We start from the raw sequence: 25,652 nt of genomic DNA on the forward strand, positions 1-25,652 counted from the left end.
TTGTGGTGGAAACGGGGTGATCGGTGAGTGTTGGGGGCTGGTCTGGATGGCTCAGCTGCGCTGGGCGAAGGACCAGGCCAGCTCGGCCATGGGCCGGGCGGTGTCGCCGGAGGCCTTGGCCTGGGCGCTGGAGGCCGTGCCGGCCTCCACGCGCTTGGCAATGCCTTGCAGGATGGCCGCGATGCGGAACATGTTGTAGGCCATGTAGAAGTTCCAGTCGGCGCGCAGCGTGTCCACGTCCTTGAGGCCCGTGCGCTCGCAGTAGCGGCGGATGTATTCCTCTTCGCCGGGAATGCCCAGGGCAGCCAGGTCCTTGCCTGCGATGCCCCGGCCCAGCGTGGCGGGGATGTGCCAGCTCATGCAGTGGTAGCTGAAATCGGCCAGCGGGTGGCCCAGGGTGGACAGCTCCCAGTCCAGCACGGCGATGACGCGCGGCTCGGTGGGGTGGAACATGAGGTTGTCCAGGCGGAAGTCGCCGTGCACGATGGACACCCGCGAGGCATCCAGCGCGCTGGCCGGCATGTGGGCGGGCAGCCACTGCATGAGCTGGTCCATCTCGGGGATGGGCTGGGTGACCGAGGCCACGTACTGCTTGCTCCAGCGGCCGATCTGGCGCTCGAAGTAGTTGCCGCTCTTGCCGTAGTCGGCCAGGCCCTGGGCCGCGAAGTCCACGGTGTGCAGGGCCGAGATCACGCGGTTCATCTCGTCGTAGATGGCGGCGCGCTGGGCCGGCTCCATGCCGGGCAGGGACTGGTCCCAGAGCACGCGGCCTTCCATGCACTCCATGATGTAGAAGGCGCGGCCGATGATGGACTCGTCCTCGCACAGCGCATACATGTGGGGCACGGGCACGTCGGTGCCGGCCAGGCCCTTCATCACGCGGAACTCGCGCTCGATGGCATGGGCCGAGGGCAGCAGCTTGGCCACGGGGCCGGGCTTGGAGCGCATCACGTAGCTGCGGCCGGGCGTGATCAGCTTGTAGGTGGGGTTGGACTGGCCGCCCTTGAACATCTCCACCTGCAGCGGGCCGGCAAAGCCCTGCACATGGCCCTGCATCCAGGCGGTGAGCGCGGGCACGTCGAATGCGTGCTGGTCGGAGACGGGGCGCGTGCCTACGAAATGGTCGAAAGTGCTCATGGGGCAGTCAGTCCTGTGATCGGTTCGGAAACCGGTTCTAGAAAGGGGAGCAGCCGCGCGGCACGGGCGCGGCAAGGCACCGGCCGGCGCGAACGTCCGGTCGGTGAAGGAAAGGGTTGTGTGTACGCGGCGCGGTGGGAGCCGCGCAGGTTCAGGCGTCGGGCGCGGCGATGCGCAGCAGCGTGTCGCGGTCGCAGACCACCAGGCCGCCCGGCTCGATGCGGATGGCGTTCTCGCGCTCCATGGCCTTGAGTTCCTGGTTCACGCGCTGGCGCGAGGCGCCCAGCAACTGGGCCAGTTCCTCCTGCGCCAGATGCAGGCCGATGCGGATCTCGCTGCCATCCGACAGGCTGGTCACGCCGTAGCTGCGCACCAGGTGCAGCAGCTGCTTGGCCAGGCGCGCGCGCAGCGGCAGGGTGTTGAGGTCCTCGACCAGGCCGTAGAGCTGGCGGATGCGCCGCGCATGCAGGCGCAGCATGGCTTCCGAGAACTCCACATGCATGGACAGGATTTTCTTGAAGTCGGTCTTGGACACGCACAGCAGCGTGGTCTCGCCGTGCGCATAGGCATCGTGCGTGCGCTTGTCCCCGTCCAGGATGGCCACGTCGCCGAACCAGATGCCCGGCTCCACGTAGTCCAGCGTGATCTGCTTGCCCGTGATCGAGGTCGAGCTCACGCGCACCGCACCCCGGGCGCAGGCGATCCATTCCTCGGGCGGTTCTCCGCGTGCGCAGATGAGCGTGCCATCTTTGAACCGTTTGACGTAAGCGCATCGAAGAATGTCGTGCCGAAGCGATGGAGAAAGTGATGAAAACCAGCGACCGGAATTGATCGCTTCACGTTCTTCGATGGTAAGAATCGGGTCGTCCATGGCCTGTCTTTTGCGTGACTGATGACGGTCACATTGTCGCGTGTGGGACCGCCGCGGCGCAGCATGCCGCCGGCGGGCCTGTCACTTCGGTGTCTGAGCCTGCCGAAAACGGGGCAGGGCGGCGAAAAAAAGGCGACCCGTCTTGCATCGGGTCGCCGGCTTTGCAGGGCTTATGGCTCCTCGTGCGTGAGGCTCAGCCCCAGCGCGCCACGGCGGCGCAGCCAGGGGCTGGGGCGGTAGCGCGGGTCGCCATACACGGTCTGCAGGTTGAACAGGACCTCCAGCATGTTGGTGGGGCCCCAGCGGTCGCCCATGGCCAGCGGGCCCATGGGATAGCCCAGGCCCAGGGTCACGGCCTTTTCCAGGTCGGCCGGGCTGCCGATGCCCTGCTGGCAGATGTCGCTGGCGATGTTGACGATGGAGCCCACCACGCGCTGGGTGACAAAGCCGCCGCTGTCTCGGATCACGCTCACGGCCTTGCCGTCGCTCGCAAAAAGCGCATGGGCGGCATCGCGCATGTCGGTGCGCGTGGCCGGCGTGGTGGCCAGCACGCGGCGGCGCGTGTCGGCGTCGGCGATCAGCATGTCGATGCCCATGGTGCGCGTGCAGTCCAGCCGCTCCACGGCAGCCACCGTGGTCACGTCCAGGCCCAGCGGCGCAACCAGGATCAGGGCCTGCTCGGTCGGTGCCTGCGCGGTTTCAATGCGCGCGCCCAGGCTCTTGAGCAACTGGTAGATCTCGTTGCGCCGGGCCGCGCGTGCGGACACCCAGACCGGTGGCAGCGTCTGCACCTGCGGCACGGCAGGCTCGGCAGGCTGCTCGGCGCGGCCTTCTGCATAGCGGTAAAAGCCCTGGCCGGTCTTGCGGCCCAGCAGGCCGGCCGCCACGCGCTGCGCGGCAATGGGGCTGGGGCGGTAGCGCGGCTCCTGGTAGTACTGGTGGTAGATGTGCTCCATCACGGCATGGGTGACATCCAGGCCGGTGAGATCCATCAGCTCGAACGGGCCGAGCTTGAATCCCACCTGCTCGCGCAGGATGCGGTCGATGGTGGCGAAGTCGGCAATGCCTTCCTGCACGATGCGCAGCGCCTCGGTCACATAGCCTCGGCCCAGGTGGTTGACCAGGAAACCCGGCGTGTCCTGCGCGCGCACGGGCGTGTGGCCGAAGCTGCGCGCGAACTGTGCCAGCGTGGCGCAGGTGGCCTCGTCCGTGGCCAGGCCGCGCACGATCTCCACCACCTTCATCAGCGGGGCCGGGTTGAAGAAGTGAAATCCGGCAAAGCGCTGCGGGTGCTTGAGCGCCGTGGCCAGCGTGGTGATGGACAGCGCCGAGGTATTGCTGGCGATGAGGGTCCCGGGCGCAACGATGGCCTCCAGCTCGCGCAGCAGCGCCTGCTTGGCGTCCATGCGCTCGACGATGGCCTCTATCACCAGGTCGCAGTTCCTGAAGGCATCGAGACCGTCCACCACCGTCAGCCGGGCCTTGCAATCTGCGGCTTGCTCACTTGTTATTTTTTGTTTCTTCTGCAGCGTGTCCCACAGCGCAAGCAGCTGTTGTTGCGCTTGTGCGGCAGCACCGGGACGGGCATCCTGCAACAGCACCCTGGCGCCTGCCTGGGCGGCCAACTGGGCAATGCCTTGCCCCATGATGCCTGCGCCTATCAGTCCGACGTTTCTGATAGGAGAAATGTTGTTTTGGATCATATACATAGAGGAGGTGTCCTACAGGTGTCTATGCAAAAATGCAAGCGTTCAAAGAAAGGCTGATGTGAGAATTTGTAGCACCATTCTCGGCGTCGCCCTGTCCTCCATGGCCTGGAACGCGTCCGCATTGTCGTTGGGCAGTCCTCGGGGCAACGTGGTGCTGGGCGCTCCGTTCGACCTGGTGGTGGGCTTGCAGCCCGATAGCGGAAACGACGCCGGCAGCTCCTGTGTGCGCGCCGAGCTGCTGGCCGGTGACAGGCCCATCGAATCCTCGCGCGTCAGTGTCAGCCCGACCTCGTCGGGCAAGGCCGTGCGGGTGCAGGCCCGCTATACGGTGGACGAGCCCATCGTGACGCTCAAGCTGTGGGCGGGCTGCGAAGGTGGCGGCATCAGCCGTAGCTATACGCTGCTGGCGCAGCTGCCAGATTCGGTGGACGCCTCAGGCAACCAGCCCATCAATGTGCGTGAACTGGCAGCAGCGCAGCCTGCGCTGCCGACCGTGGGCGCCGCAGCAGCAGCCGGTGCTGGCGCTGGCGCTGGCGCTGGCGCTGGTGCAGCCGGTGTGGCTGGCACCGCTTCTGAATCTTCTTCGACACCCTCCCGCGCGGCCGCTGCCCGCAGTGCCCGGTCGGATGCCCGGCCTGCCACGGCTTCCGCTCCCAAGGAGGCGCAGCCCCAGCCCAAACCAAAGCCCAGGCCGAAACCCAAGGCCGCGGCCGAAAAGTCCAGGCCTCCCGTGGGTGTGACCGCCCAGGCCCAGGCCGGGCAGCTGCAGGCGGGTCTGCGCATCGAACCGCGCCTGCGCATGGAGCCGGTGGAGGAATGGCTGGGCACGGGCGGAACCCCGGGCGCCGCTGGAACACCCGGAACACCCGAAGGCGGCGCCGCATCTGCGGCTCCCATGTTCGATGCCGGCAGCGAGCAGTTGGCCGAGGCCAACAAGCGCGTGCAGGCGCTGGAGGCCGAGATGTCGGCCTTCAAGAAGCGCGACGGCGTGGACCGTGGACAACTGGCCCAGTTGCGGGCCGAGCTGGACGCAATGCGCCAGGAGTCCGGGGGCTCGTCCTGGCTGTTCAATGCGCTGCTGCTGGCCCTGATTGCCGCCGTGGCCGTGATCGGCTGGATGGCCTGGCGCATGCGCTCGGGTGCTTCGCTGTTCTCGCGCGAGCAAAACGCCTGGCGGGAATCGGTGGAGCGTTCGTCGCAGGACCCCGTGCCGTCGACCCCGCCCCATGTGCGCGATGACGAGATCCACACCCTGCCGCATTCCCTGGATCCCCATAGGCCCACGCGGCCCATGGCCCCCAGCCTGCGTGAGCACCGGCCTGCGGCACCGCAGCAGGACGACCGCCGGGGACCGGATACCCTGGCTTCGCCCTATGTGCAGCGCGGCGCCCAGATGCGCCCCGGCGTGACCTATGAGCTGCACGAGGATGTGGACCCTGGCGACTTCGGCCCGGCCACCATTCCCGTGCCTGTGTCCGTGCATGCCGAGCTGGAAACCGAGCCTGCGCCGCAGGCCCCGGCACCTGTGCGCACATCCGGGCCCGAGGCCATCAAGGCCAGGCGCATGGTGCAGCCCGGCGAACTGTTCGACGTGCAGCAGCAGGCGGAATTCTTCATCTCGGTGGGCGAGCACCAGCAGGCCATCGAGCTGCTGCGCTCGCATATCGACACGCATGAGGATTCCTCTCCGCTGGCCTATCTGGAGCTGCTGCACCTGTACTACACGCTGAGCCGCCGCGACGATTTCGACCAGCTGCGCGCGCGTTTTGCCAGGCATTTCAACGCCCGTGTGCCGGCCATGCCGGGCTTCACCGACAAGGGCAGCAGCCTGCTGCAGGGCTATCCCGAGCAACTGGCACGCATTGAGGCCCTGTGGCCCGTGGACGAAGTCGAAACTTGCCTGGCGCACTACCTGTTCAAGCAGGACGGTGCACCCGACCCCGATGCGCCGGCCCCCTTCGACCTGGCGGCCTTCGACGACCTGCTGCTGCTGCTGTCCATTGCGCGCACCTCACCTGCCGGAACCCGCGGCGAACCCGGCCCGCGCGAGCGCACCACGCCGCGCATGGTCACGGGCACGGCCGCAGCCGGCGCAGCCACGGCCGGCGCGGCTGCCTTCACAGCGGCTGCAGAAGCCACGCCGGCGCAGGCTCCTGCATCCGCGGCCACGGGCGTGGACTGGATGGCAGAGCTGCAGCCGCCGATAGAACCTGCACAGCCGCAGCCGGGCTCAGTGACGCCGCTGGAACCGGGCCTGGAGTTCACCCCCATGGACACGCTGCCCCTGTCCACGGGTGCAGTCGGTGGCGGCGACAGGCCTGCGAGCAGCGCACCGGACTCGTTGTCCGCACCGCTGCACTTCGAGCTGCAGCCCCTGAACTTCGATCTGGATCAGGCCGGCCAACTGCCCGCAGGCCAGGTGCGCGCCGTTCCCCTGGGCGAGGCGCCTTCCTTCATCCACGATGAGTCGGCACCGCTGCTGGACATAGACCTCACGGACCTGGGCGAGAACGAGCTGCCGCATGTCGATGTGCCCTCGCGCTTTCCGCCCGTGACGCTGTCGGTGCCCGGTTCGGGTGCCGTGGGTTTCAGCAGCCACAATCTCAAGGCGCCGCTGGACATGGACCTGGCGCTGGACAAGTGGGAGCTGGAGCCGCCCGACACCGTGCGTGAGCACCGTGGCCTGGACGAGCCGCTGAGCCGCTCGGTGGACATGCTGCTGTCGCGCGAGACCGACCCGGCCTTTCGTAGCTCACCACAGGCTCCGTCGCCGCAGGCAGACGACAAGGATCCGCCCAAGGGTTGAGCGGTGTGCACCGAAAAAAGGGAGCATGTCAGGCTGTGTAAATAGTCTGCCTGCTCAGGCTAGAAAGTGAATCGCCCCGGCATTCGTGGAGGCTAGCTGGTGTGAGTCAGGCAGGTATGGCCTGACTGGCGCGCTACCGCAACGCGTTTGCCGCCAGGCCTTGCGAGATAGCCGTAGACCTGAAAATTGCTGGTTTAGACGCGCCCGATCTGCTGTGCCAGGCTGGCATCGCGCTGCGTTCTGGTTGGCAACAGCGCCTGATTGCGCAGACGCGCCGCACGGCGGCAGTAGCCCGACGGGGCAATCTGCGAGGCCTTGCAGATCGGCTTGAGCCCGAAGCGCTTGCACTGCTCGTCGATGAAGGTCCTCACTTTCAAGGACCATGCGCACGGGGCGCTCAACAACCTCGGTGGAGCATTTAAAGGAGCCTCTTCGATTCCTGGGGCGATTCAAGCCGGTTCACTTACGGATGCTCCTATGCGTAGCGCTGGAAGATACCTTTTTGCGCCGCCATTGCGTAAGCGCTATCCCATCGCGCATGCTCAGGCCCAGTAGGGTGATATTCAACGCGCCAGCAGCCAGTTCTAGTGCCTGCACCGCATAGAACGCAATATCGAACTCGCCAGCCTTTGCCTTGGACGCAAGGAAAAATGCCGCCGGTATCAGTAACAGCAGACCATTTGCAGCGATGAAGGGCATGCGTTTGAGTTTGGTATTGACCAACCCTTGTCGTCGCCCTTTCGATAGGATGAAGCCGGAGCAGCCCGTGGCGGCAAGGGCTGGCACCAGCAGGATGAAGCCCCAGGGAATAGCCGTCTTGATGAAAATCATCGTGGCCTGGGAGGCGAATAATTCGGAAATGGCTGTTGAGAGCCAGAACGTTGCTATTGTGAGGATGGCGACCAGACCGGCAATAGGGTGAATAATTCTGAGCATCGTGTTTCTCTTTAGTGATTGATAGCCAAGATTCCCAGCACCGATGCAGCCAATGCGAGGGCAATGCGGATATTGTGGAGTAAAAGCCAGGATTCGAGCATCGCGGCTACCTGATCAATCGCAACCACCTTGCTGGCGAAGGCAGTATTGATCGGCATGAAATAGGCAAGTGTGAAGCCCAGGACAACGACGATGCAGGCGAGGGACGCAAGCCAAAGCCAGCGCGTGGCAGGTTTTTTCGAGTCGTACCAGAATGCACCGACCAAGCCAATCAAGGTCGGGATGACGACCAATGGGATTGCGCGCATGACGAGGCCGCTGTGCTGCGCAAACCAATCTAAGAACTCAGCGGGCGGCAAGTGTTTCCAGTAGCCACCGAGGATCACGCCGATAGCGAGCATGACGCCCGCGAACATAGCCGATCCAATAATCGCCAGAATTCTGAATAAGAGCTGCATTACTATCTCCTGCCGTGATCCGGTATCGGGGGGTCAAAATGCCAGCCACGCCAGACATTCTGAAGCAGATGCGGGGTGGCGCGAAGGCGGACAATGGATAGGCCGAGAGCTTGCCGATCTGGTGCAGGGTGTCGCCCTAGCTTCAGCGAGCTTTCCTCATCGCATTCCGTGTTTCGGTGATGTAAATCCGTGATCGTTGCTTCCTGCCAGCACTACTTGCACCAGGTGTAGTCATTGCGTTGTATTGACCGGTTGAGTTCACAATTGATGACGGATGCTGCCGTGAACCGGCCGGCATCCAATAGTGATGGTTTCTAGTGTTGCGGCGTCAGATAATGACATAGCAAAACGAGCCGCTCGGACAATATCCTCCGATTCAATCATCTGTTCTGGCGTCATGCCGCTGCCGGAGGCCATTTCGGTGTTCACCACGTCAGGGCAGATTACGGTCGTTCGAATGCCGTTCAATATCTCTTGTCTGGCAATTGAACGGGTGTAGCCAACCAGTGCATGTTTACTCGCCGCATATCCGCCTACCGGTGCGAATGGCTCTATGCCTGCGATTGAGGCGACTGCGAAAATATGGGCCTTCTTTGCCTGCCGAAGATAATGAAGGCTGATTTTTGTGATATTATGGGCTGCCATTGCGTTAGTTCTAAACATGAGCTCAAAATCGGCGACGCCCAGATCTCCAGTGCCAAAGCGGAAGATCCCAGCACAATGGATCAGTACATCCAATCGCTTTTCTTTTGAGAGCACCGCTTCAATCTGAGTTGCGGTGGCTATATTGTCAGTTAGATCGACTGTGATCGGAATGACTTTGGTTCCGTGTTCACGCTTCAACTTTTCCGCAAGCTGCTCAAGCTTCTCCCCATTCCGAGCAACCGCGACAATGTTGAAGCCATCTTCAGAAAATGCGCATGCTAGCGAATTTCCAATGCCACGGCTGGCCCCTGTTATTAGAGCTAAGGGTTTCGTCATTTTCATTTCCTGTGTGGATGTGTGCTGGTTGAATGGTGGCCAAAATCCCCCGCTAAGTGGGGAATCTGGCTTCAAATTTGCAGAGCGACGGATGCAACTTGTAGTTCAGGGATCGTTCACGATGGCTGTCATATGCCTGATCGTTGAGCGCATCCTTAAACAACTTTGACGACTGCCAATGTGCCACGTTGACGAGACCGTATTTGGCCGATGGATCACTAGATCGGAACAGCCTGGCATTTATAAAGCCCTCATGGGCAATCATGTGTCCCTTTGCTTTGTGCCACATGTCGAGCACAGCGGGGATGTCTTCCTGCTGGATCTCGAATGGATTGATCAAGAAAACGTGTCCGCTGGCCGCGTCACTAAGTAATCCGATCTCGATATCGAGATCGCACTCGACTCTGTCAGTCTCGAATTTCTGTTCCAACAGACGTGTCGGATGAAATAGAAAATCTGCTCGCTGCTCTGGTGAATCGAACTTCAATATCGACAAATGGCTATAGTCCGCGTTTCGGATATCCTCGTTGAACGAGTAAAGCTCCATAACAATGCCGGCGCTCATGGCATTAAGCTCGTCAGCTCGTGCGAGCCAGTAGTCCTTAAATTGCGCATTGCTTCGCACAATTTCAATAAGATAATTCATGCGCCGCTCTCCCCGAGCTTAGGTCCGATGCTCAAACGATGAGAAAAATAGAGGGCGAAATCTTCTTTGAAGTCAGCGACAATTTCGCTGAATCGATTTGTGTGCGTTGCGTCGATAAGGTCGTTGGTTCGATTCCACTCCGCAATATTGATGAATTTCACTTCATCAGCGTCGGATTGATTTTGGTAGAGCGATGCGTTGATGTAGCCGGGCTGTGTCCGCATGTACGCGTTGCACTGGTTCCACATTTCTTCATAGTTATTGACGCGCGCGTTCGGAATATAAATGACATCGAGCAATATGCATCGTTTTGTATCCGAGGAGAAAATATAGTCGTCCCCATCGACGAGCCTCATGGTATGGCCAAAGAACCTGACCTTTCCAGAGCGTAGGGCCTCGATGATGGCGAGCTCCTGTCGCGCTCGGTCACGCGCTGCGATCCATGCCGACGCGGATGACCATTTGCAAAGGCTGGCAAACGCATACCGCGAACGTGTTTGATACTCCTGATCGACCTTGACCAGCTGAGCCCTGTCGAAACCATCACATCCCGAAAAATACGTCGCAATAAGGTTCCAAATGGAAGCAGCTTCGGCAGGGTGGTCACTTTGGATGAAGTCAAGTGCCATGATCATGAAGATTTTCCTGTCATCACCGCATGCGGAGAATAAGTGTCGTCCTCGCTGCCATAGGCCGTGCGAGCGAAGCAAATTTGAAATTTTTCTTGATAGGGGGCGACGATGGCGTGGTAGTCTTCGCCGCCAAATATCGAGAGAAAAGCATCCTCCGATGCCCATTCGGCCATGCTGACAAAGTGATAATCGCCCTGACCAGGCGTAATAGTCTGGAAGAGGGTTGCCGACATAAAGCCAAGCTTATCTTTCATCATCGTGGCCGTCTCAAGCCACATTTCGGCATTGGCGGGCGCTTCCTCGACGGAAATGCGATACGGGTTCACAATTATCATTCGCTCACGGACGTCGCCGACAAAGCAAGGTCCGTGGCAGCGGTCGACGGGCCTGAACAGATTTGCAGCTCCTAGCCCCTGGTCAACAGAATTGAATGCCATGTCGTCAGGCGGTTCATTAATAATTGCGATGCTGACTGCTGCGTACCCCGGAAGATTGACGCGTCTAAATACTTTCAGAAGGCAAGCGGCATCTATGCTTCTGGTTTTTAGAGCCTCATTGGTCTGCTCAAGCCAACGCGAGGAGCATTCCTCGATCTGAGCTGATGTCAGTATATCTATACGTGCAAGCATCATTGGAGTTTGTGTTTCGAAGTCGATGGAATTTCCGCCAACATCAATTCGCTGGTCGGGCGAAAGGTCGTACTCACGATCTTGTGGAACGCAGGATTGCGGAAAACGCATTGAAAGCTATTCAGGTCGGACCAATGAGCTATGTTGACGAACCTGATCAGGTCGATGGCGTCGCATTCGCGGAAAAGGCGTGATGTGAAAAATCCTGGTTTTCCCTTAATGAATGACAAAGCGCGGTCGAACTGGTTCAGGAATTGGCTCTGATCGGCCGCTCGCATCAAGCACAAAGTCACCAGCAAGATGCTGGGCGCATCGGCCATGGGCCGCCCGCCATATCCACGCCTGATGATCTGGGTCCGAAAGTTGAGCGCTGCAGGCTGAGCAATGCTATTTCGACGGCTGCTGATCACCATCGCCTCATAGCTAGGCTGGGCGTAGCCCTGCAGCTCCAATTTCGCACTTGAGGAGATAGCGATCAGTTGTCCTGCCCGATATGTGGATTCAGTCAGGCCAACCTCTGAGACGGACGTATAGAAGTTAAACGTACAAGGCACTGGTCAGAGCTCCCTTCTGCAACAGCTGTAATCGAGAAGCCGCAGGGCCTAGCTAGGTTGCTGGTCAAACCTATACACCGGCAGCCTCTTGGGCTGCATCAATCAGATCGCCAACGGTGCTAATCCGGCCGTAGTCAATGTCTTTCAACGCTTGAGCTGTTTGCTTTTCGATTTCGAGGAGGATGAAAACCAACTCTGTGGAGTCAACCCCAAGGTCATCTGCCATAATACTTGTCCGCGTGATCTCGACTTTCAACCCCTCGCTTTCGACAAGGGCCTTCAAGGAATTAATCACGATTGCTTCAATGGATACATGATCTTTCATGATGTGCTCCCATGCTCAATGATTAGGCTTGCGACTCCGCCACCCATGGCAGCGGCATTTATGACAATACGTTCAATCGAGACTGGTTGACCGATGATATGCGGAGATTGCTGCTGCTTTTCAAGCATAAGGCAGCCAAACGCGATGTCGACTGCGCTTTCCGCACCGAAGGTGTGGCCGATACGTTCTTTGGGGCGAGCAATAATCGACTTCGAGGCGATGTTGGCGATGGCCTCATGTTCAGCGTTCTCGACGCAATCGAGACCGCTTGCGTCCGAGATCACGATCTCCGGCTGACGATTACCGATCACGGAACGCATCGTGCGGCGGAATGCATCGGCATCCGTAGGGTATCGGTCCGCCTTGCTCGGGCTGTTGGCCTGTGAGAAAGCGCCTATGCGGGCATAGATTCGGGCACCGCGCCGTCGCGCTGCCTCCTCCTCTTCGAGCACGAGGAATGTCGAGCCCTCAGAAATTCGAAACCCGTGTTTGCTGCCATCCACCGCGTGCGCTGACGGAACGAAGTCGAGGCCGGCATAGATAAAACCGGTGTTGGTGCTTTCAGTCCCACCAGCGATTGCCACATCCAGGATACCTGAGCGGATCTTTGCTGCTGCTGCCGCTACAGATAAGAGGCTACTCATTCGATCAGCCATATAGGTCTTACTGATGCCCTTTAGACCGTGAAGGATGGTGATTTGTCCCTGAGGTGCAGTGGGAAACCAGCTGGTGGCTTGGAATGGGCTGACAGCTCGTGGCCCCTGGAGATATAGTTTCCGCAACTCGCGTTCCGTGAATTGCCAGCCGCCAAAACAGTTTCCGACAAACACGCCAGTTCTTTGCCTGTCGATTATCTCTATATCTATCCCAGCATCTGCAATTGCTGACTGAGTTGCGATTAGAGCATAGCTTGTGAAAACGTCGATCTTTATGGCCGTTCGGCCTGAAATCTCTCCCTTGAATTCGGATGGGTCGATGCTGGCTCCGCTGATATTTTTTGAGACCTGCCTGAAAAAGATGCTGGAATTTGATTGGGATGTCCAGAGATCTTCCTTGGTTCGTATGCCAGGTAAGATGACTCCAATGCCCGTGATGACAGCATTACGCTCCATGGTTATGCAATCCTCTGCGTTAGGGGACGATTTGCGAGATGATCAAGGCGCTATGAATTCCGGAGAAGCCACTTGCGTCCTTGAGAATATGTCCCAGCACCGCCGGCCGCCCCTTGCCGGGTACATAGTCGAGGTCGCAGGCTGGGTCGGGCTGGTGCAGATTGAGCGTCGGTGGAACCTCTTGGTGGACAATCGACTGTATAGATGCGACCAGCTCAATTGCATTGGCCGCCGCCAGAGCATGCCCTACGATCGACTTTATGGAGGTAACAGGTATGCGATATGCATAGTCTCCGAAGGTTCGCTTGATCGCATTGGTTTCGTTGATGTCATTCTGTGGCGTCGAACTTCCGTGAGCATTGACATGCGAAATCTCTGAGAAAGCAACCCCCGCATCGGCAAGACTCAAAATCATGGCCCGATGTAAATCCTCGCCATCAGGTTTGAGGTCTGTCATATGATGGGCGTTGCATGTCGACCCAAAACCAGAAATTTCCGCGAAAATATGTGCATCGCGAGCAATCGCGTGTTCCATGTCTTCCAGAATGAATATTCCAGCGCCCTCGGCGAGTACAAAGCCGCTGCGCGATGCATCATATGGCCGGGAGGCGGATTCGGGCTTGTCGTTCCGATCATTGGTGACGGCGCCGATGATATCGAAAGCACCGAGCGCGATAGGAGTTATCGGTGCATCTGACGCTCCCGCGATGACAATGTCCGCATTGCCGGACCGGATCATATCCAACGCCTCGCCGACAGCGTCAATACCGCCCGTGCAGCCCGTTGCCAATGTCGAGACCGGTCCGGATGCGCCGTAGCGACGGGCGATCTCCGTCGATGCGACGTGAAAGCCGAGGCCTGACAGCAGTACTGGTGACGCCTTTTCCGCATCGACGTCACCATGCCCGCCATCCGTGAGGTGCAGAAATTCTTCTTCCAGATACTTCGTCGCACCGATAGCGGTTGCAACGCAAACTCCGATACGATGAGGATCAAGTTTGTCGAAATCGAGCTTGGCCATATTGACTGCTTCCGAGGCAGCGGCCAGAGCGAACAGGACATAACGATCATATCCAGCCTGAGAAGCGGCAGAGACCTCGCAGTCTTCCTCGTCGAAGTACTCGACGATCCCGGCCACCTTGGCCTTGAACGGTGAAGCATCGAAAGTCGTGATTGGCCGCACACCACTTCTGCCATTGCACGTTGCGGTCCAGAAATCTTCAACATTGCATCCGTTGGGTGCAATGACACCCAGGCCCGTGACGGCCACACGCTTCTTTTTCATAAACCCTCTTGAATTAGTAATTTCCAAGACCGCCGCAGACATTCATTGCCTGGGCCGTGATCCCGCGCGCCTGGTCGGATGCCAAGTAGATAACCATGCTGGCGACCTCGCCGGGTTCGATGTACCGTCCGAGCGGCACACGTTCCTCAATCCGTCGCTTGGCTTCCTCGGGGGTGACGCTCCAGAGCTTCGCGTAGTTTTGACGGACCGTCGCGGCCATCTCGGTTTCGACAAAGCCCGGGCACACTGCATTGACGGTGATGTCTGCCCTTTTGCGCGCGAGCTCCAATCCAAGTGCTTTGGTGAACCCAATAACACCATGCTTCGAAGCACTATAGGGGGCACCATGCACAACTCCTTGCTTGCCCCCTGTTGAAGCAATATTGATAATGGCACCGCCAGCGCCCATTGCCTTGGACCTGAGAACCTCTTTCGTTACGAAGAAAACAGAATTCAGGTTTGTATTGATAACAGATAGCCATAACTCATTATCGATATTCTCCGTCACACCGCCGCCGCTGCGACCCGCGCAGTTCACGAGAACCTTGATAGGACCAAGTTTTTCGACAGCGGACGATGTCATTTGGGTAATTTCATCGGAATCTGTTACATCGCATCGTATTCCGATTACCTCCCGACCCGTCCCAGAGAGCTGTTTCACGGCGGCATCGAGATTGGACTGACTACGCCCGACTATTGCAACGTTGTAGCCTGCGTTTAAGAGGCTCTGCGCTATCGATAAGCCAATGCCGCGGCTTCCGCCAGTCACTATTGCATTACGCATTTGATCTGTCTTCCAACCTTGATTTGATGGCCTTCATAGTGCCGAAACTATTAAGATTGATCGCGGTTTCGACCTTTTGCTTGGCGTCGTTCCGCGATCCTTTCGCGGCCCAGAGTGAAGGATTGAGTAGTACCTCATGGTACGAGGTGACCGCTATCCCAGAGCCTTCGTTCACAGACGAAAATGTCCACGAACCACGATGTTCCAGGAGAACCTCTGGGGGAGAGGGCTGGAAGTATGAAATCGCGTCGGCATCTTTCCTGCGAATGCTCCGAATCTCTTCAGTCCCATTGGTAACATTTACGGTCATAACAAACTCTTGGTTCACGCTATCGGAATAAATCATTCTTATATTCGAACAGTGCGGCAGCAAGTTCGGCCATTCTTCTGCGTCCCAGATCAGGTCTAGAATGAGGTTTTTGGGGGCATGGAAAATCATGGTCTCCGAGAAACTGTGATACCAGGCTTTCTGATCCAAGTGCTTTGCAATTGCAGATAGCTCGCGGTTGCTGTTTGCCTCGATACTCCGTTCCATGAATTGCATCGCTTGTTCTTTGGTCTCGACTTCAGGAACGAATCCTTTCACCTGATCTGCGATCTCGAATTCATGCATCAGGCTAATCTTGCAGCCTTTGGGGAGCGGGTCGAAGGTCCAGGAGCCCACCATCGACTTGACCAAGGGTGAAGGTTTGCTTTGGCGAAATTTGATTAAGCGACGCTTGCGATCAATCTGCCGGACCGACTGCCAGGATAGGATTTGACCGTTGGCCAGGGCTGTTAGCGCGATAGCCTGCTCCGTCTCCGTTTCCGAAAGGACGTTGGCTTCCAGGCAGGGAGGGAAAATTTCGGGCCATTTAGCAACGTTGAGGCTTACCTGAAACGCTTCCTCAGGCGAATGGCAGATGAGAATACTATGTTCCGTTTTCATTAAACTTGACCTCTCCCTGCAGGTAGTATGCGGTTTGGAGTTGCTTGTTACTCCGAGGCTTCTGAAGAATCGAGCATCCGCTGACGGCGCTTAAGCGAAAAGGAGACGCCGTCTTTGGCGCCCAAAATGATGAGGGGCAGATTTGTTGCGTCGGTAAGAATCTCTATTCTCGGGATGACAGTGAGCGTCGGACCAAAATCCTGGATCCCTGGAGATTTGCAACTGAGATTTATTTTTTTCCACATGCCTATCGCTTGGCAAGTCCTTTTTAGAAAATCAGAGTTCTCCTAGGAATTGCAGGCGCGCGCTCAGATGCTGTCATTTCAGGATTATTGGGCATCGTCCTGGTTTCTCGAATGCGAGGGAGTGCGCACGCTAAAGAGGGTCTGCAAGAATCCATGCGAGACGTGCTTGCGTTGAGCGACGGCGACCATACTCATCACCCATGAAGCAAATCAGCCTAGCCCAGCCGCAGTCCAACAAGTGGACACACAAGAGTGAGTGCTTGGAATCGATGGATCAAGTGGTGCCATGAGCAGGCCTGATAGCTCTCATCGATCCGTACTCCAAGGAGGCAGGCCGCTGCGGCGCCCTCCAGTTTGGTTGTTGATCGTGCGCTTGGCCGGCACATAACACCGTATGCCCTGGGCTTGCAGTGCGGTGATCTGCGCTGCATTGGCATAACCCGCATCAGCGGTGCAGGGTGCTAGCAGTACATCGCTTGCGGCTTGGGCCATTGGCTGGATCTGCCTCTGATCGTTGGCATCGGCACAGCCCTCGTGGGCCACTATCAGGTGGCTCTCGGCCTCCACAGCGGTCGGCAGGTTGTAGCCCGGCACACTGTTGAGGCTTTGCATGACCTGGGCATCGGACTCGATGGTGATGTACATGGTCTTGCCACTGGCGGCCAGGGCCTTTGCCTAGCCTGCAGTTGCCTCGCTGTTGGCCTGCAGTTGTGCCAAAGCCTTGCACACACGAATGCCCTGCCCGGGCGTTGACGTCTCCTGCCGGGCCGATTCTTCGAGTAAGGCGAGGTATCTCTCTATCTGCTGGGCATTGCACTGGGCTTTTTGTACCAGGCCCGGCGCGGGCCGACGATGGCTTTGCTTGAGGCGACGGCCTGCACCGAGCAGCCACATGCACTCGGCGTTGTGGTGGCACTCGCGCCTCAAAGAGCGAAAGGGACGTGTCGCGTTGAGATAGCCCTGGAGATAGAGCCGCAGCAGATCGGCAGTGTCATATGGCGGCGCGCCCATGCGTTGGAGGATGGACTTGGCAAAGCCCAGATAAGCCATGGGTAAAGCGGCAATCCAGCCGTCGATGACGCGGACAAGGGCATCTGGCGCGACAAACTCATCGAGCATTACTGGTAACACGGCGGCTTGTGCCGGCTCTCTCCACTGCGGCGGGCCGTAGAGCTGCTCCACAAACAACGATGCCCTCCAGGCTAACTCCTGGAGGGCATCGCGACTAGGACAGCTGAAGACTTTTTACACAGCCTGACATGCTCCCTTTTTGCCTTGGCACTTGGCCAGTACCTCAGTCGGCAGCGTGCATGCTTGCGAGCAACTGCTGCGCCGCCGCTTCAGGATCCTCGGCATTGACCAGTGCCCGCACCACGGCCACCGAGCCCACGCCCGTGGCGCGCACGGCCGGGAACTGGTCGGCCGAGATTCCGCCGATGGCCACCAGCGGATAGCGCTGCATCAGGCGCACATAGGCGCCCAGGCGCGCCAGGCCCTGCGGAGCCGTGGCCATTTTCTTGAGCGTGGTGGGAAAGACGGCGCCCAGCGCGATGTAGCTGGGCTGCACCGCATGGGCGCGCACCATTTCGGCATAGCCATGCGTGCTCACGCCCAGGCGCAGGCCCGAGGCGTGGATGGCCTGCAGGTCGGCACCGGCCAGCGCATCCAGGTCTTCCTGGCCCACATGCACGCCATAGGCGCCGGCATCGATGGCCTCGCGCCAGTGGTCGTTGATGAAGAGCAGGGCGCCCGTGCCTTCCACGGCGGCCACGGCGGCGCGCACTTCGCGGGCGATGGCGTCGCGGTCCTCGGACTTGAAGCGCAATTGCACGGTGGGCACACCGGCGCGGGCCATGCGGCCCACCCATTGCGCATCGGGCAGCACGCCGTACAGGCCCAGGGACCTTGGGCACTCCGGGAAGGCCAGTGCGGGATCGGCGCCCTCCAGGCCGAAGTCGCGCGGATCGTCGGGCCATAGCGTGGCCTCGAAGCGGCCCCTGCGCAGCGTCTGCGCCTGCCAAGCGCAGGCCAGCGTCTCGGCGTCGATGGCGATGAAGCCCAGCGCGCTGCAGGCCTGCAGCGCCGCAAGATAGGCCGGCTCCTGGCGCTGTGCCTGCGGCACGGGCTGGGAGGGCAGGGCGGAGCCTTCAGGGGCGAAGGTGGCGCCGTGCAGGCGCACGATGGCATCTGCCCAGGATTGGATCGAGTCGTTGCTCATGGCCGGTCTCCTCAGCCGTGGTGCCAGAACGGCGTGCCCAGCACGGGCGTGCTGGGCTGGGCGGCCGATTGCTCGGCCATGGCGCCGGCGCGGTGGGCGGCGTGGCCGGCGTTCACGGCGTCGGCAAAGGCGCCGGCCATGGCCACCGGGTCTTCGGACAAGGCCACGGCCGTGTTCAGCAGCACGGCGTCATAGCCCCACTCCATGACCTGGCAGGCATGCGAGGGCCGACCCAGGCCCGCATCCACGATCAGCGGCACCTTCAGGCGTTCGCGCAGCGTCTGCATGGCATAGGGGTTGACGGGGCCGCGGCCCGTGCCGATGGGCGCCGCCCAGGGCATGACGGCCTGGCAGCCCACATCCACCAGGCGCTGGCACAGCACCAGGTCCTCGGTGGTGTAGGGCAGGACCTGGAAGCCGTCCTTGATGAGGATGGAGGCGGCCTCGACCAGGTTCAGCGTGTCGGGCTGCAGGGTGTAGTCGTCGCCGATCAGCTCCAGCTTGATCCAGGGCGTCTCGAAGACTTCGCGCGCCATCTGGGCCGTGGTCACGGCTTCCTGCACGGTCATGCAGCCGGCGGTGTTGGGCAGCACGGGCACGTTGAGCTTTCTGAGCAGTTCCCAGAAGCTGGCACCGGTCTCGGCGGCATTGCTGCCCTGGCGGCGCAGCGAGGCCGTGACCATGGCAGGGCGCGCGCGCTGCACGGCGGCTTCGAGCACGGCGGGCGAGGGGTAGCGGGAGGTGCCCAGCAGCAGGCGGCTGTCAAAGCGCTGGCCGTACAGGACCAGGCTGTCGTCGGAGGAAGGGGCGGAAGTCGTCATGGCGTGAGGCAATGGGAGAGTCGGATGGGGCATCAGCCGCCGGTCACCGGCGAGATCACTTCGAGGCGGTCGCCGTCGTTCAGCGCCTGCTCGGCATAGCGGGCCTTGGGTACGAAGACGGTGTTGATGGCCACGGCAAAGGGCGGGCGCGGCGCAAGCTGGGCCAGCGCGTCGGCCACGGTGGCTCCGTCGCTCAGTTCGGTCGCTTGCTGGTTGATGGTGATGTTCATGGCGGCTGAGGGGAAACGAAAGGCGGGTACGGGGGGCTTATTCGATCTTAGGCAGGGCCGGTCTTGTCGGCCCTGCATGCATGTCCGGTCTGTTGTGCGTGAAAGTGCCGTGCGTGCCGTTCAGGCGGCTGCCTTGTGCTGCGATGGCGCATGCTCGACGGCGACATCGAAGCGGCGGGCCAGTTCGGAATCGCCGCTGTCGAGCAGCTCCAGCACCACGTCCAGCATGGCCGGCGCGATCATGAAGCCATGGCGGTACAGGCCGTTGACCTCCATCACGCGCGGCGCGCTCCAGCGCACGGCCGGCAGATTGTCGGGCAGGGTGGGGCGGCACTGGGTGGCGATCTCGACGATGCGGCCCTCGGCAAAACCCGGATGCACGGTGTAGGCGGCGCTCAGCAGCTCCAGCGTGGAGCGCACGCTGGCCGGCGACATGTCGTCGGACTCGATCTCGGTGGCGCCGATGACGAAGAGGTGGTCCTCCTTGGGCGCAATGTAGATCGGATAGCGCGGATGGATCAGGCGCGTGGGCCGCTGCAGCGTGACCTCGGGCGCGTGGATGCGCACCACCTCGCCGCGCACGCCGCGCAGCGCAGGCCACTGGCCGCGTGCGCCCAGGCCCCGGCAGTCCAGCACCCAGTCAGGCTGGCCCGGCGTGCCGGGTTGGAAGTCGGCCAGCTCGCGCGGCTGGTTCCAGTGCTGCTCCACGCCCAGGCGGGTCAGCGTGGCGTGGAGTGAGGCCAGCAGCTGGCGGTTGTCCAATTGGCCCTCGCCCTGCAGGTACATGGCCTGGGCAAAGCGCCGTTCAAGCGCAGGCTCGCAGTCGTGCAGGGCCTGGTCGGCCAGCGGCTGCAGCGCGGGAAGGCTGGGGTTGATGCGGCGGTTTTTCTCCAGCAGGCCGAAGAAGCGCTGGGCATCGCCCGCGTCCTGGCGGTGCCAGAGGATAAGGGTGCCGTTTTGCTGGAAGAACACGGGCGCATCGAGCTGGGCCAGCAGTTCGGGCCAGCGCGTCAGGCCGTGCTGGCCCATGCGCACCACGCCGGGCTCGGTGATGGCCGATTCGGCCAGGGGCGCGAGCATGGCGGCTGCCACGCGGGCCGCGGCGCCATCGCCTTCGGGGCCGTGGGCGTCATATACGGCAATGCCGTGGCCGCGACGGGCCAGCGCCAATGCCAGCAGCCGGCCCATGAGGCCGCCGCCCAGAATGGCGATGCGGGAAGAAGCTTGTAGAACGGACATGTGCATCTGGTGGTCAAGTGCGCCCATGCCCGTGGGACTGCCGGCCGGCTGTCCGCGCACAGGGCATGTGCTGGACAAAACGCGGCGTACCACCCCGATTGATTGAAACTCCCCACGCCAGCATGACCTGGATCGGGTGCAGGGGCGCTGCGCGGCAAGGTGCCTGTGGTGCAGGCTTGTGCGGCAGGGGGCTGGTCGCCCCGGGGCCCCAGGGTGTTTCTCAGTCACGCATCGGCGAGGCGGGCCAGGCCCTGTTTCACCGACGGGACACCCCTGTTTCGTCCGTCAGCAGGCATTACAGCACATCCCGCAGCTGCCGGTATTGACCATGCGCATGGGTGATAATTTTCGCCCATGACTGCCGACCACTCCCCTTCGACCGCCGCATCCCCCGAACCGGCTCCCGCCGCGCGCAAGCGCTATGCCCGCGTGCTCATCATCGCGGGCTCCGACAGCGGCGGCGGCGCCGGCATACAGGCCGACCTCAAGACCTGCAGCGCCCTGGGCTGCTACGGCATGACGGCCATCACGGCCATCACCGTGCAGAACACGCTGGGCGTCAGCGGCATCCACGGCATTCCCGTGGACATACTGCGCGGGCAGATCGACGCCGTGGTCGAGGACATCGGCGCCGACGCAGTCAAGATCGGCATGCTGGCCACGCCCGAGGTGGTGCAGGTGGTGGCCGATGCCATCCGCCGCCACCAGCTGCGCAACGTGGTGCTGGACCCCGTGATGGTGGCCACCAGCGGCGACCGGCTGATCGCGCCGGAAACCGCCTCCGTGCTGGTGCACGAACTGTTCCCCCTGGCCACCGTGGTCACGCCCAATCTGGACGAGGCGGCGCTGCTGCTGGGCCACTCCATTGATGGCATAGATGCACTGGACGGCGCCGTGCAGGAACTCCTGGCGCTGGGCGCGCCGGCCGCCTTGCTCAAGGGCGGGCACTTGTCGGGCGATCTGGTGGTGGACCTGCTGGGCCATGGCAACGGCCAGCGGCTGCGCCTGCAGTCGCAGCGCATTGCCACGCACAACGGGCACGGCACGGGCTGCACGCTGTCTTCGGCGATTGCCTCTCACCTGGCGCTGGGCCTTCCGCTGGAGGCGGCCGTGGCCCAGGCGCGCGATTACATCCTGGGCGCGATTGCGGCCGGTGCCGATGTGTTCACGGGCGCCGGCCATGGCCCGCTGAACCACGGCTATGCGCCGCGCGCGCAGGTTGTGGTCAACGGCTGAACGTCCAGCCAGACGTCCAGGTAATCAGCCCAGGTCACCAGCCCCAGGTCAGGCTGCGCGCCACCCAGCCCTTTTGGCCGTTGTCGCGCTGGACATGGGCCCAGGAGCCCTGCTTCTTGAGCGTGCGCACCACCTCCAGCTCAGCCAGCTTGCCCACCACGCGGTGTTTCTGGCCCGGGCCTGCGCGCAGATTGGCGGTGCGCCCGGTCACCACCATGTGCGGGGTCTTGCCGGTCAGCGGCGCATGCACCCAGCCCAGCGTGCTCTCGTTGTCCCTGACGCGCAGCCACTGGCCTTTGCGCTGCACCACCTGCAGCGGATAGCCCTTGCCCAGTTCCCACAGCGTGGCCGAGCGCGTGGTGGGCTGCTGCCGCACATTGACGCTGGCGCCCTTGACGCTGACGAACTCGCGCGCATGGGCGACGGCCGGAGCCAGGGTGGTGGTGAGGACGGCGAGGGCGGTGGCGGCTGCGGCCAGCCAGCGGGCGGCACGGCGTTGATTGCAAGGCACGGGAACGGGTCTCCTTTCGTTCGAGGTCGGCTGGCGCGCGGAGACTTTCCAGCGCGGGCCGAGCCCAGGGAAAGCGCGTGGGATCAGGCGATGCCGCTATAGTTCCTGAATGAAACTGACGGGCGGCACCCCGGGTCCGCGTGCAACGGCCCGGGCTTGCCGTACGCTTGCCGCACCACAGTGTTTTCCAGGAGGGCTTGTATGCACCATGCTGTTTCCCGATCCGGCGCGCAGGGCCGGCACGCGGCGATTCTGACGGCCTGCCTTGCGGCAGGACTGGCGGATGTCCAGGCGCAGGAGGCCCAGGCCGTTGCCGCAGCCGCCGAGGGCCGCGACGCGGCCAAGGCGCAGGAGGGTGTGGTGAACCGCCCCGAATTCGGCCCCGCGCTGCTGGCGGCCGCCCAGGCGGGCGAAGCGCTGCAGGTGCGCGACTGGCTCAAGCGCGGCGCGCCGGTGGATGTGCGTGATCCGCAGGGCAACACTCCGCTGCTGCTGGCCGTGCGCGGCAACCATGTCGAGGTCGCGCGCTCCTTGCTGGTCCACGGGGCCAATCCCAATCTCAAGAACGACCTGCAGGACAGCGCCTATCTGCTGGCCGGTGCCCTGGGCCGGCTGGAAATCCTGCGCATGACACTGTCCTATGGTGCGGACCTGCAAAGCGTCAACCGCTATGGCGGCACGGCGCTGATCCCCGCCTGCGAGCGCGGCCACGTCGATACCGTGCAGGCCTTGCTGGCTGCCGGTGTGCGGGCCGACCATGTGAACCGGCTGGGCTGGACCTGCCTGCTCGAAGCCGTTTTGCTGGGCGATGGTGGCCCGCGCTACCAGGACATCGTGCGCCAGCTGATCACGGCGAAGGCGGACCTCAGCCTGCCCGACAAGGACGGCGTCACGGCCCTGGCCCACGCCCGCCAGCGCAGCCAGCATGAGGTGGAGCGGCTGCTGCAGGAGGCGGGAGCGCGCTGATCGGCGCAAGCGAAAACGACTGAAATCGAGGTCTGAACACCAGAATCAGACGGATCTGATTGCTTGGGAAAGGTCTTGTTGCAAATGATTTCCATTTTCAACAAAGGCCCTTGCCATGCGCACTTCAGATTGCCGTTCCCGACCTTTCGTCTCCGGCCCCCAGTCATGCCTTTATTCGGTCTTCGCTGCGGCGCTGGTCACGCCCGCATACGCGCAGGAGGTGCCCCCTGAGGATCGCCAGGTCCAGCTGGCGCCGGTCACCGTTTCGGGACCGCGCACCACCGGCTCGCGCACCGAGGCATCCGAATCGGTCAAGTACGCCAAGCCGCTGCTGGACGTGCCCCAGACCATTACGGTGGTGCCGGGGCAGGTGCTCCAGGAACAGAACGCCCTGAGCCTGCAGCAGGCGCTGTCCAATGTGTCGGGCATCACCTTCAATGCGGGCGAGGGCGGTGCGGGCTCGGGCGACAGCATCAACATCCGCGGCTTCAGCGCCAACGCCAACCTGCAGATCGACGGGCTGCGCGACAGTGGGCAGAACAACCGCAGCGACCTCTTCAACACGGGGTCTGTCGAAGTCATCAAGGGCCCGAACTCGGTCTTTGGCGGGGCAGGCACCTCGGGCGGCAGCATCAACATGATCAGCAAGCAGCCCAAGGCCCATGACTTCACCGAGGCCGACGCAGGCCTGGGCACGGCCAGCTACCGGCGCCTCACGCTCGACACCAACCGGGTGCTGGCTGGCGGCAAGGCCGCCATGCGCCTGAACCTCATGGGCCATGACAGCGACGTGGCCGGGCGCGACACCATCTTCAAGCGGCGCTGGGGTGTGGCGCCCTCGCTGGCTCTGGGATTGAATTCGCCCACGCGCGTGACTCTCAGCTTCTTCCACCAGAACGATGACAATCTTCCCGACTTTGGCGTGCCGGCCTTTCGCGGCAAGATGCTCGATGGCGTCTCGCGCAATGCCTATTTCGGCTGGCGCAACCTTGACCGCGAAAAGATCAGCCAGGATGCCCTGACCGCGAAGATCGAGCATGACTTCGCCTCGGGCGCCAAGCTGCAGAACCTCTCGCGCTACTCGCGGCTGAGCCGCGATACCGTGATCTCTGCCTCGCATGTCGATCTCCGGGGCATGCAGCCTGGCTACTACCGGCCCGCAGGGCCCCAGGCCTATGGCCGCGATGCGGCCACCACCCTGTGGATCAACCAGACCAACCTGACACAGCGCTTCGACACAGGCGTGCTGGGGCATACGCTGATCACGGGCTTTGAGATCGCGCGCGAGACCTATGACCGCACCACCTCTTCCTACAACATCAACCGGCAGTTCCCGGCCGGCGGCTATCCGCTGGCCCGTCCGCCCGGATACTGGACGGGCACGACGGACTTGCAAAACAGCGGAAGGAACGAGACCAGCCTGAACACCCGCGCGCTGTATGCCACCGACTCCATTGCGCTGGGTCCACGCTGGGATCTGAACCTGGGCCTGCGCTATGACTGGATCGATGGGCGCTCCAACGCCACAACGGCCGCTGGCGTGCGCACCTCGGTGGACAGCTCCGACGGCCGGCTCAGCGGCCGCACGGCCCTGAGCTTCAAGCCCGCCGACAACGGCCGCATCTACCTGGCCTACGGCACGGCCTTCAACCCTTCCGCCGAATTCCTGGTCTCCACGGGCTCGGGCCTGGATGCGGCCACGGCCTCGCTGGCACCCGAGAAGAACACCAGCCTGGAACTGGGAACCAAGTGGGATGTGCTGGACCGCCAGCTGGCGCTGACCGGCGCCCTGTTCCAGGTGGACAAGACCAATGCCCGAGAGCAGATGGCCGATGGCAGCTATCTGCTGGCCGGAGAGCAGCGCGTGCGCGGGCTGGAGCTTGGTGCCGCAGGCAAGGTGACGCCGCAATGGGATGTCTTCGCCAACTACACCTTCATGGCCAGCAAGACCCTCAAGTCATTGAGCGAGCCTGCGCGTGTGGGCCAGGCGCTGGGCAATACGCCGCGCCATTCGCTGAACCTGTGGACCACCTATGCATTGCCCCAAGGCTGGACGGTGGGCTATGGGGTGCGCTTCGTGGGCACGCGCAATGTCACCTCGGCAGGCGATGGGAAACTCTCTGCCTATTGGGTGCACAGCGCCATGGTCGGCTATGAACTCAACCGGCAATGGAAGCTCAGGCTCAATCTCGAAAACATCGGCAACAAGGCCTATGTGGCCGGCGTGCGCCAGCGCCTGGGCGAGCAGTCGCGCTCCTCGGCCGTTGAATACGGCGAAGGCCGTACGGCCAGGGTAACGGCAACCTATCAGTTCTGAAGTGCCGGATTGCCGGGGCCCGACGCTCAGCGTGTCGGCCGCAGGTAACAATGCGTGCAAGCTGCCCCCAGAGGGC

26 protein-coding genes are annotated in these 25,652 nt (G+C 61.9%); 4 read left to right on the top strand and 22 right to left on the bottom strand.

Annotated elements, in window-relative coordinates; all coding sequences use genetic code 11:
- Positions 1-51: 51 nt before the first annotated feature.
- The 3 genes from ACM14_RS15940 to ACM14_RS15950 all read right to left on the bottom strand — a co-directional run bounded on the left by ACM14_RS15940 (position 52) and on the right by ACM14_RS15950 (position 3,717).
- Positions 52-1,137 carry a phosphotransferase gene (locus ACM14_RS15940; protein WP_013802790.1) on the bottom strand — a complete coding sequence of 362 codons (1,086 nt, stop codon included), beginning with the start codon at positions 1,135-1,137 and terminating at the stop codon, positions 52-54.
- A 151-nt stretch (positions 1,138-1,288) separates the two neighbouring features.
- Entirely contained in the window at positions 1,289-2,008 is a 720-nt protein-coding gene (locus tag ACM14_RS15945) for a Crp/Fnr family transcriptional regulator (protein ID WP_012205125.1), read from the bottom strand.
- A 170-nt stretch (positions 2,009-2,178) separates the two neighbouring features.
- Positions 2,179-3,717, bottom strand: a complete 1,539-nt coding sequence (locus tag ACM14_RS15950; RefSeq protein ID WP_065346689.1) for a 3-hydroxyacyl-CoA dehydrogenase — start codon at positions 3,715-3,717, stop codon at positions 2,179-2,181.
- A gap of 58 nt (positions 3,718-3,775) precedes the next feature.
- On the opposite strand from ACM14_RS15950, the gene ACM14_RS15955 reads away from it, so the two are divergent.
- Positions 3,776-6,523: a FimV family protein gene (locus ACM14_RS15955; protein WP_254662067.1), complete on the top strand. Its 2,748-nt coding sequence runs from the start codon at positions 3,776-3,778 to the stop codon at positions 6,521-6,523.
- Positions 6,524-6,717: 194 nt separating this feature from the next.
- Here the strand turns inward: ACM14_RS15955 and ACM14_RS31640 are convergent, their stop codons facing one another.
- From ACM14_RS31640 to ACM14_RS16040, 18 genes are all read right to left on the bottom strand, one after another.
- Positions 6,718-6,894, bottom strand: a complete 177-nt coding sequence (locus ACM14_RS31640) for a hypothetical protein (RefSeq protein WP_175403279.1) — start codon at positions 6,892-6,894, stop codon at positions 6,718-6,720.
- Between the two features lie 88 nt (positions 6,895-6,982).
- Positions 6,983-7,459, bottom strand: a complete 477-nt coding sequence (locus ACM14_RS15960; protein WP_065346691.1) for a hypothetical protein — start codon at positions 7,457-7,459, stop codon at positions 6,983-6,985.
- An 11-nt stretch (positions 7,460-7,470) separates the two neighbouring features.
- Positions 7,471-7,917 carry a DUF1772 domain-containing protein gene (locus tag ACM14_RS15965; RefSeq protein WP_065346692.1) on the bottom strand — a complete coding sequence of 149 codons (447 nt, stop codon included), beginning with the start codon at positions 7,915-7,917 and terminating at the stop codon, positions 7,471-7,473.
- Between the two features lie 258 nt (positions 7,918-8,175).
- The gene (locus ACM14_RS30750) at positions 8,176-8,898 is read right to left on the bottom strand and encodes an SDR family oxidoreductase (RefSeq protein WP_084027392.1); all 723 of its coding nucleotides are present in this window, start codon (positions 8,896-8,898) and stop codon (positions 8,176-8,178) included.
- A 52-nt stretch (positions 8,899-8,950) separates the two neighbouring features.
- Complete coding sequence (locus ACM14_RS15970) at positions 8,951-9,544, bottom strand: antibiotic biosynthesis monooxygenase (RefSeq protein ID WP_065346693.1); 594 nt, start codon at positions 9,542-9,544, stop codon at positions 8,951-8,953.
- Positions 9,541-10,179, bottom strand: a complete 639-nt coding sequence (locus ACM14_RS15975; protein ID WP_065346694.1) for an antibiotic biosynthesis monooxygenase — start codon at positions 10,177-10,179, stop codon at positions 9,541-9,543. Before ACM14_RS15975 ends, ACM14_RS15970 begins: the two co-directional genes overlap by 4 nt.
- Positions 10,176-10,916, bottom strand: a complete 741-nt coding sequence (locus tag ACM14_RS15980) for an antibiotic biosynthesis monooxygenase (RefSeq protein ID WP_254662068.1) — start codon at positions 10,914-10,916, stop codon at positions 10,176-10,178. The genes ACM14_RS15975 and ACM14_RS15980 overlap by 4 nt, the downstream gene beginning before the upstream one ends.
- A gap of 513 nt (positions 10,917-11,429) precedes the next feature.
- Positions 11,430-11,684 (bottom strand): hypothetical protein, encoded by a 255-nt coding sequence (locus tag ACM14_RS15990; protein WP_047219559.1) that lies wholly within the window; start codon positions 11,682-11,684, stop codon positions 11,430-11,432.
- Positions 11,681-12,796 carry a beta-ketoacyl synthase N-terminal-like domain-containing protein gene (locus tag ACM14_RS15995; RefSeq protein WP_065346697.1) on the bottom strand — a complete coding sequence of 372 codons (1,116 nt, stop codon included), beginning with the start codon at positions 12,794-12,796 and terminating at the stop codon, positions 11,681-11,683. The genes ACM14_RS15990 and ACM14_RS15995 overlap by 4 nt, the downstream gene beginning before the upstream one ends.
- A gap of 19 nt (positions 12,797-12,815) precedes the next feature.
- Entirely contained in the window at positions 12,816-14,081 is a 1,266-nt protein-coding gene (locus ACM14_RS16000) for a beta-ketoacyl synthase (RefSeq protein ID WP_047219561.1), read from the bottom strand.
- A 13-nt stretch (positions 14,082-14,094) separates the two neighbouring features.
- Positions 14,095-14,865, bottom strand: a complete 771-nt coding sequence (locus tag ACM14_RS16005; RefSeq protein WP_047219562.1) for an SDR family NAD(P)-dependent oxidoreductase — start codon at positions 14,863-14,865, stop codon at positions 14,095-14,097.
- The gene (locus tag ACM14_RS16010; protein WP_065346698.1) at positions 14,858-15,793 is read right to left on the bottom strand and encodes an SRPBCC family protein; all 936 of its coding nucleotides are present in this window, start codon (positions 15,791-15,793) and stop codon (positions 14,858-14,860) included. Before ACM14_RS16010 ends, ACM14_RS16005 begins: the two co-directional genes overlap by 8 nt.
- Positions 15,794-16,344: 551 nt before the next feature.
- Positions 16,345-16,683 carry a transposase gene (locus ACM14_RS16015; RefSeq protein WP_047219564.1) on the bottom strand — a complete coding sequence of 113 codons (339 nt, stop codon included), beginning with the start codon at positions 16,681-16,683 and terminating at the stop codon, positions 16,345-16,347.
- A gap of 30 nt (positions 16,684-16,713) precedes the next feature.
- A complete protein-coding gene (locus tag ACM14_RS16020) occupies positions 16,714-17,220 on the bottom strand; it encodes a transposase (RefSeq protein ID WP_254662073.1) in 507 nt (168 codons plus the stop codon).
- 112 nt (positions 17,221-17,332) lie between these two features.
- Positions 17,333-18,256, bottom strand: a complete 924-nt coding sequence (gene thiE / locus ACM14_RS16025) for a thiamine phosphate synthase (RefSeq protein ID WP_013802787.1) — start codon at positions 18,254-18,256, stop codon at positions 17,333-17,335.
- 11 nt (positions 18,257-18,267) lie between these two features.
- A complete protein-coding gene (locus ACM14_RS16030; RefSeq protein ID WP_013802786.1) occupies positions 18,268-19,077 on the bottom strand; it encodes a thiazole synthase in 810 nt (269 codons plus the stop codon).
- 32 nt (positions 19,078-19,109) lie between these two features.
- The gene (gene thiS, locus ACM14_RS16035; RefSeq protein ID WP_012205130.1) at positions 19,110-19,307 is read right to left on the bottom strand and encodes a sulfur carrier protein ThiS; all 198 of its coding nucleotides are present in this window, start codon (positions 19,305-19,307) and stop codon (positions 19,110-19,112) included.
- 120 nt (positions 19,308-19,427) lie between these two features.
- On the bottom strand, positions 19,428-20,546 hold the full coding sequence (locus ACM14_RS16040) for an FAD-dependent oxidoreductase (RefSeq protein WP_084027393.1): 1,119 nt from the start codon (positions 20,544-20,546) through the stop codon (positions 19,428-19,430).
- 354 nt (positions 20,547-20,900) lie between these two features.
- On the opposite strand from ACM14_RS16040, the gene thiD reads away from it, so the two are divergent.
- Positions 20,901-21,782: a bifunctional hydroxymethylpyrimidine kinase/phosphomethylpyrimidine kinase gene (thiD, locus tag ACM14_RS16045; protein ID WP_065346700.1), complete on the top strand. Its 882-nt coding sequence runs from the start codon at positions 20,901-20,903 to the stop codon at positions 21,780-21,782.
- Between the two features lie 34 nt (positions 21,783-21,816).
- Here the strand turns inward: thiD and ACM14_RS16050 are convergent, their stop codons facing one another.
- Positions 21,817-22,293 (bottom strand): SH3 domain-containing protein, encoded by a 477-nt coding sequence (locus ACM14_RS16050; RefSeq protein ID WP_065346701.1) that lies wholly within the window; start codon positions 22,291-22,293, stop codon positions 21,817-21,819.
- Positions 22,294-22,494: 201 nt separating this feature from the next.
- Between ACM14_RS16050 and ACM14_RS16055 the strand changes: the two genes are divergently transcribed.
- Both ACM14_RS16055 and ACM14_RS16060 read left to right on the top strand, forming a co-directional pair.
- Positions 22,495-23,259, top strand: coding sequence for an ankyrin repeat domain-containing protein (locus tag ACM14_RS16055; RefSeq protein WP_012205134.1), 765 nt, complete (start codon positions 22,495-22,497; stop codon positions 23,257-23,259).
- Between the two features lie 115 nt (positions 23,260-23,374).
- Positions 23,375-25,576 carry a TonB-dependent siderophore receptor gene (locus ACM14_RS16060; protein ID WP_065346702.1) on the top strand — a complete coding sequence of 734 codons (2,202 nt, stop codon included), beginning with the start codon at positions 23,375-23,377 and terminating at the stop codon, positions 25,574-25,576.
- The last annotated feature ends 76 nt before the right edge of the window (positions 25,577-25,652 follow it).

This window comes from Delftia sp. JD2 (assembly GCF_001682645.1).
GTDB lineage: Bacteria > Pseudomonadota > Gammaproteobacteria > Burkholderiales > Burkholderiaceae_C > Comamonas > Comamonas acidovorans.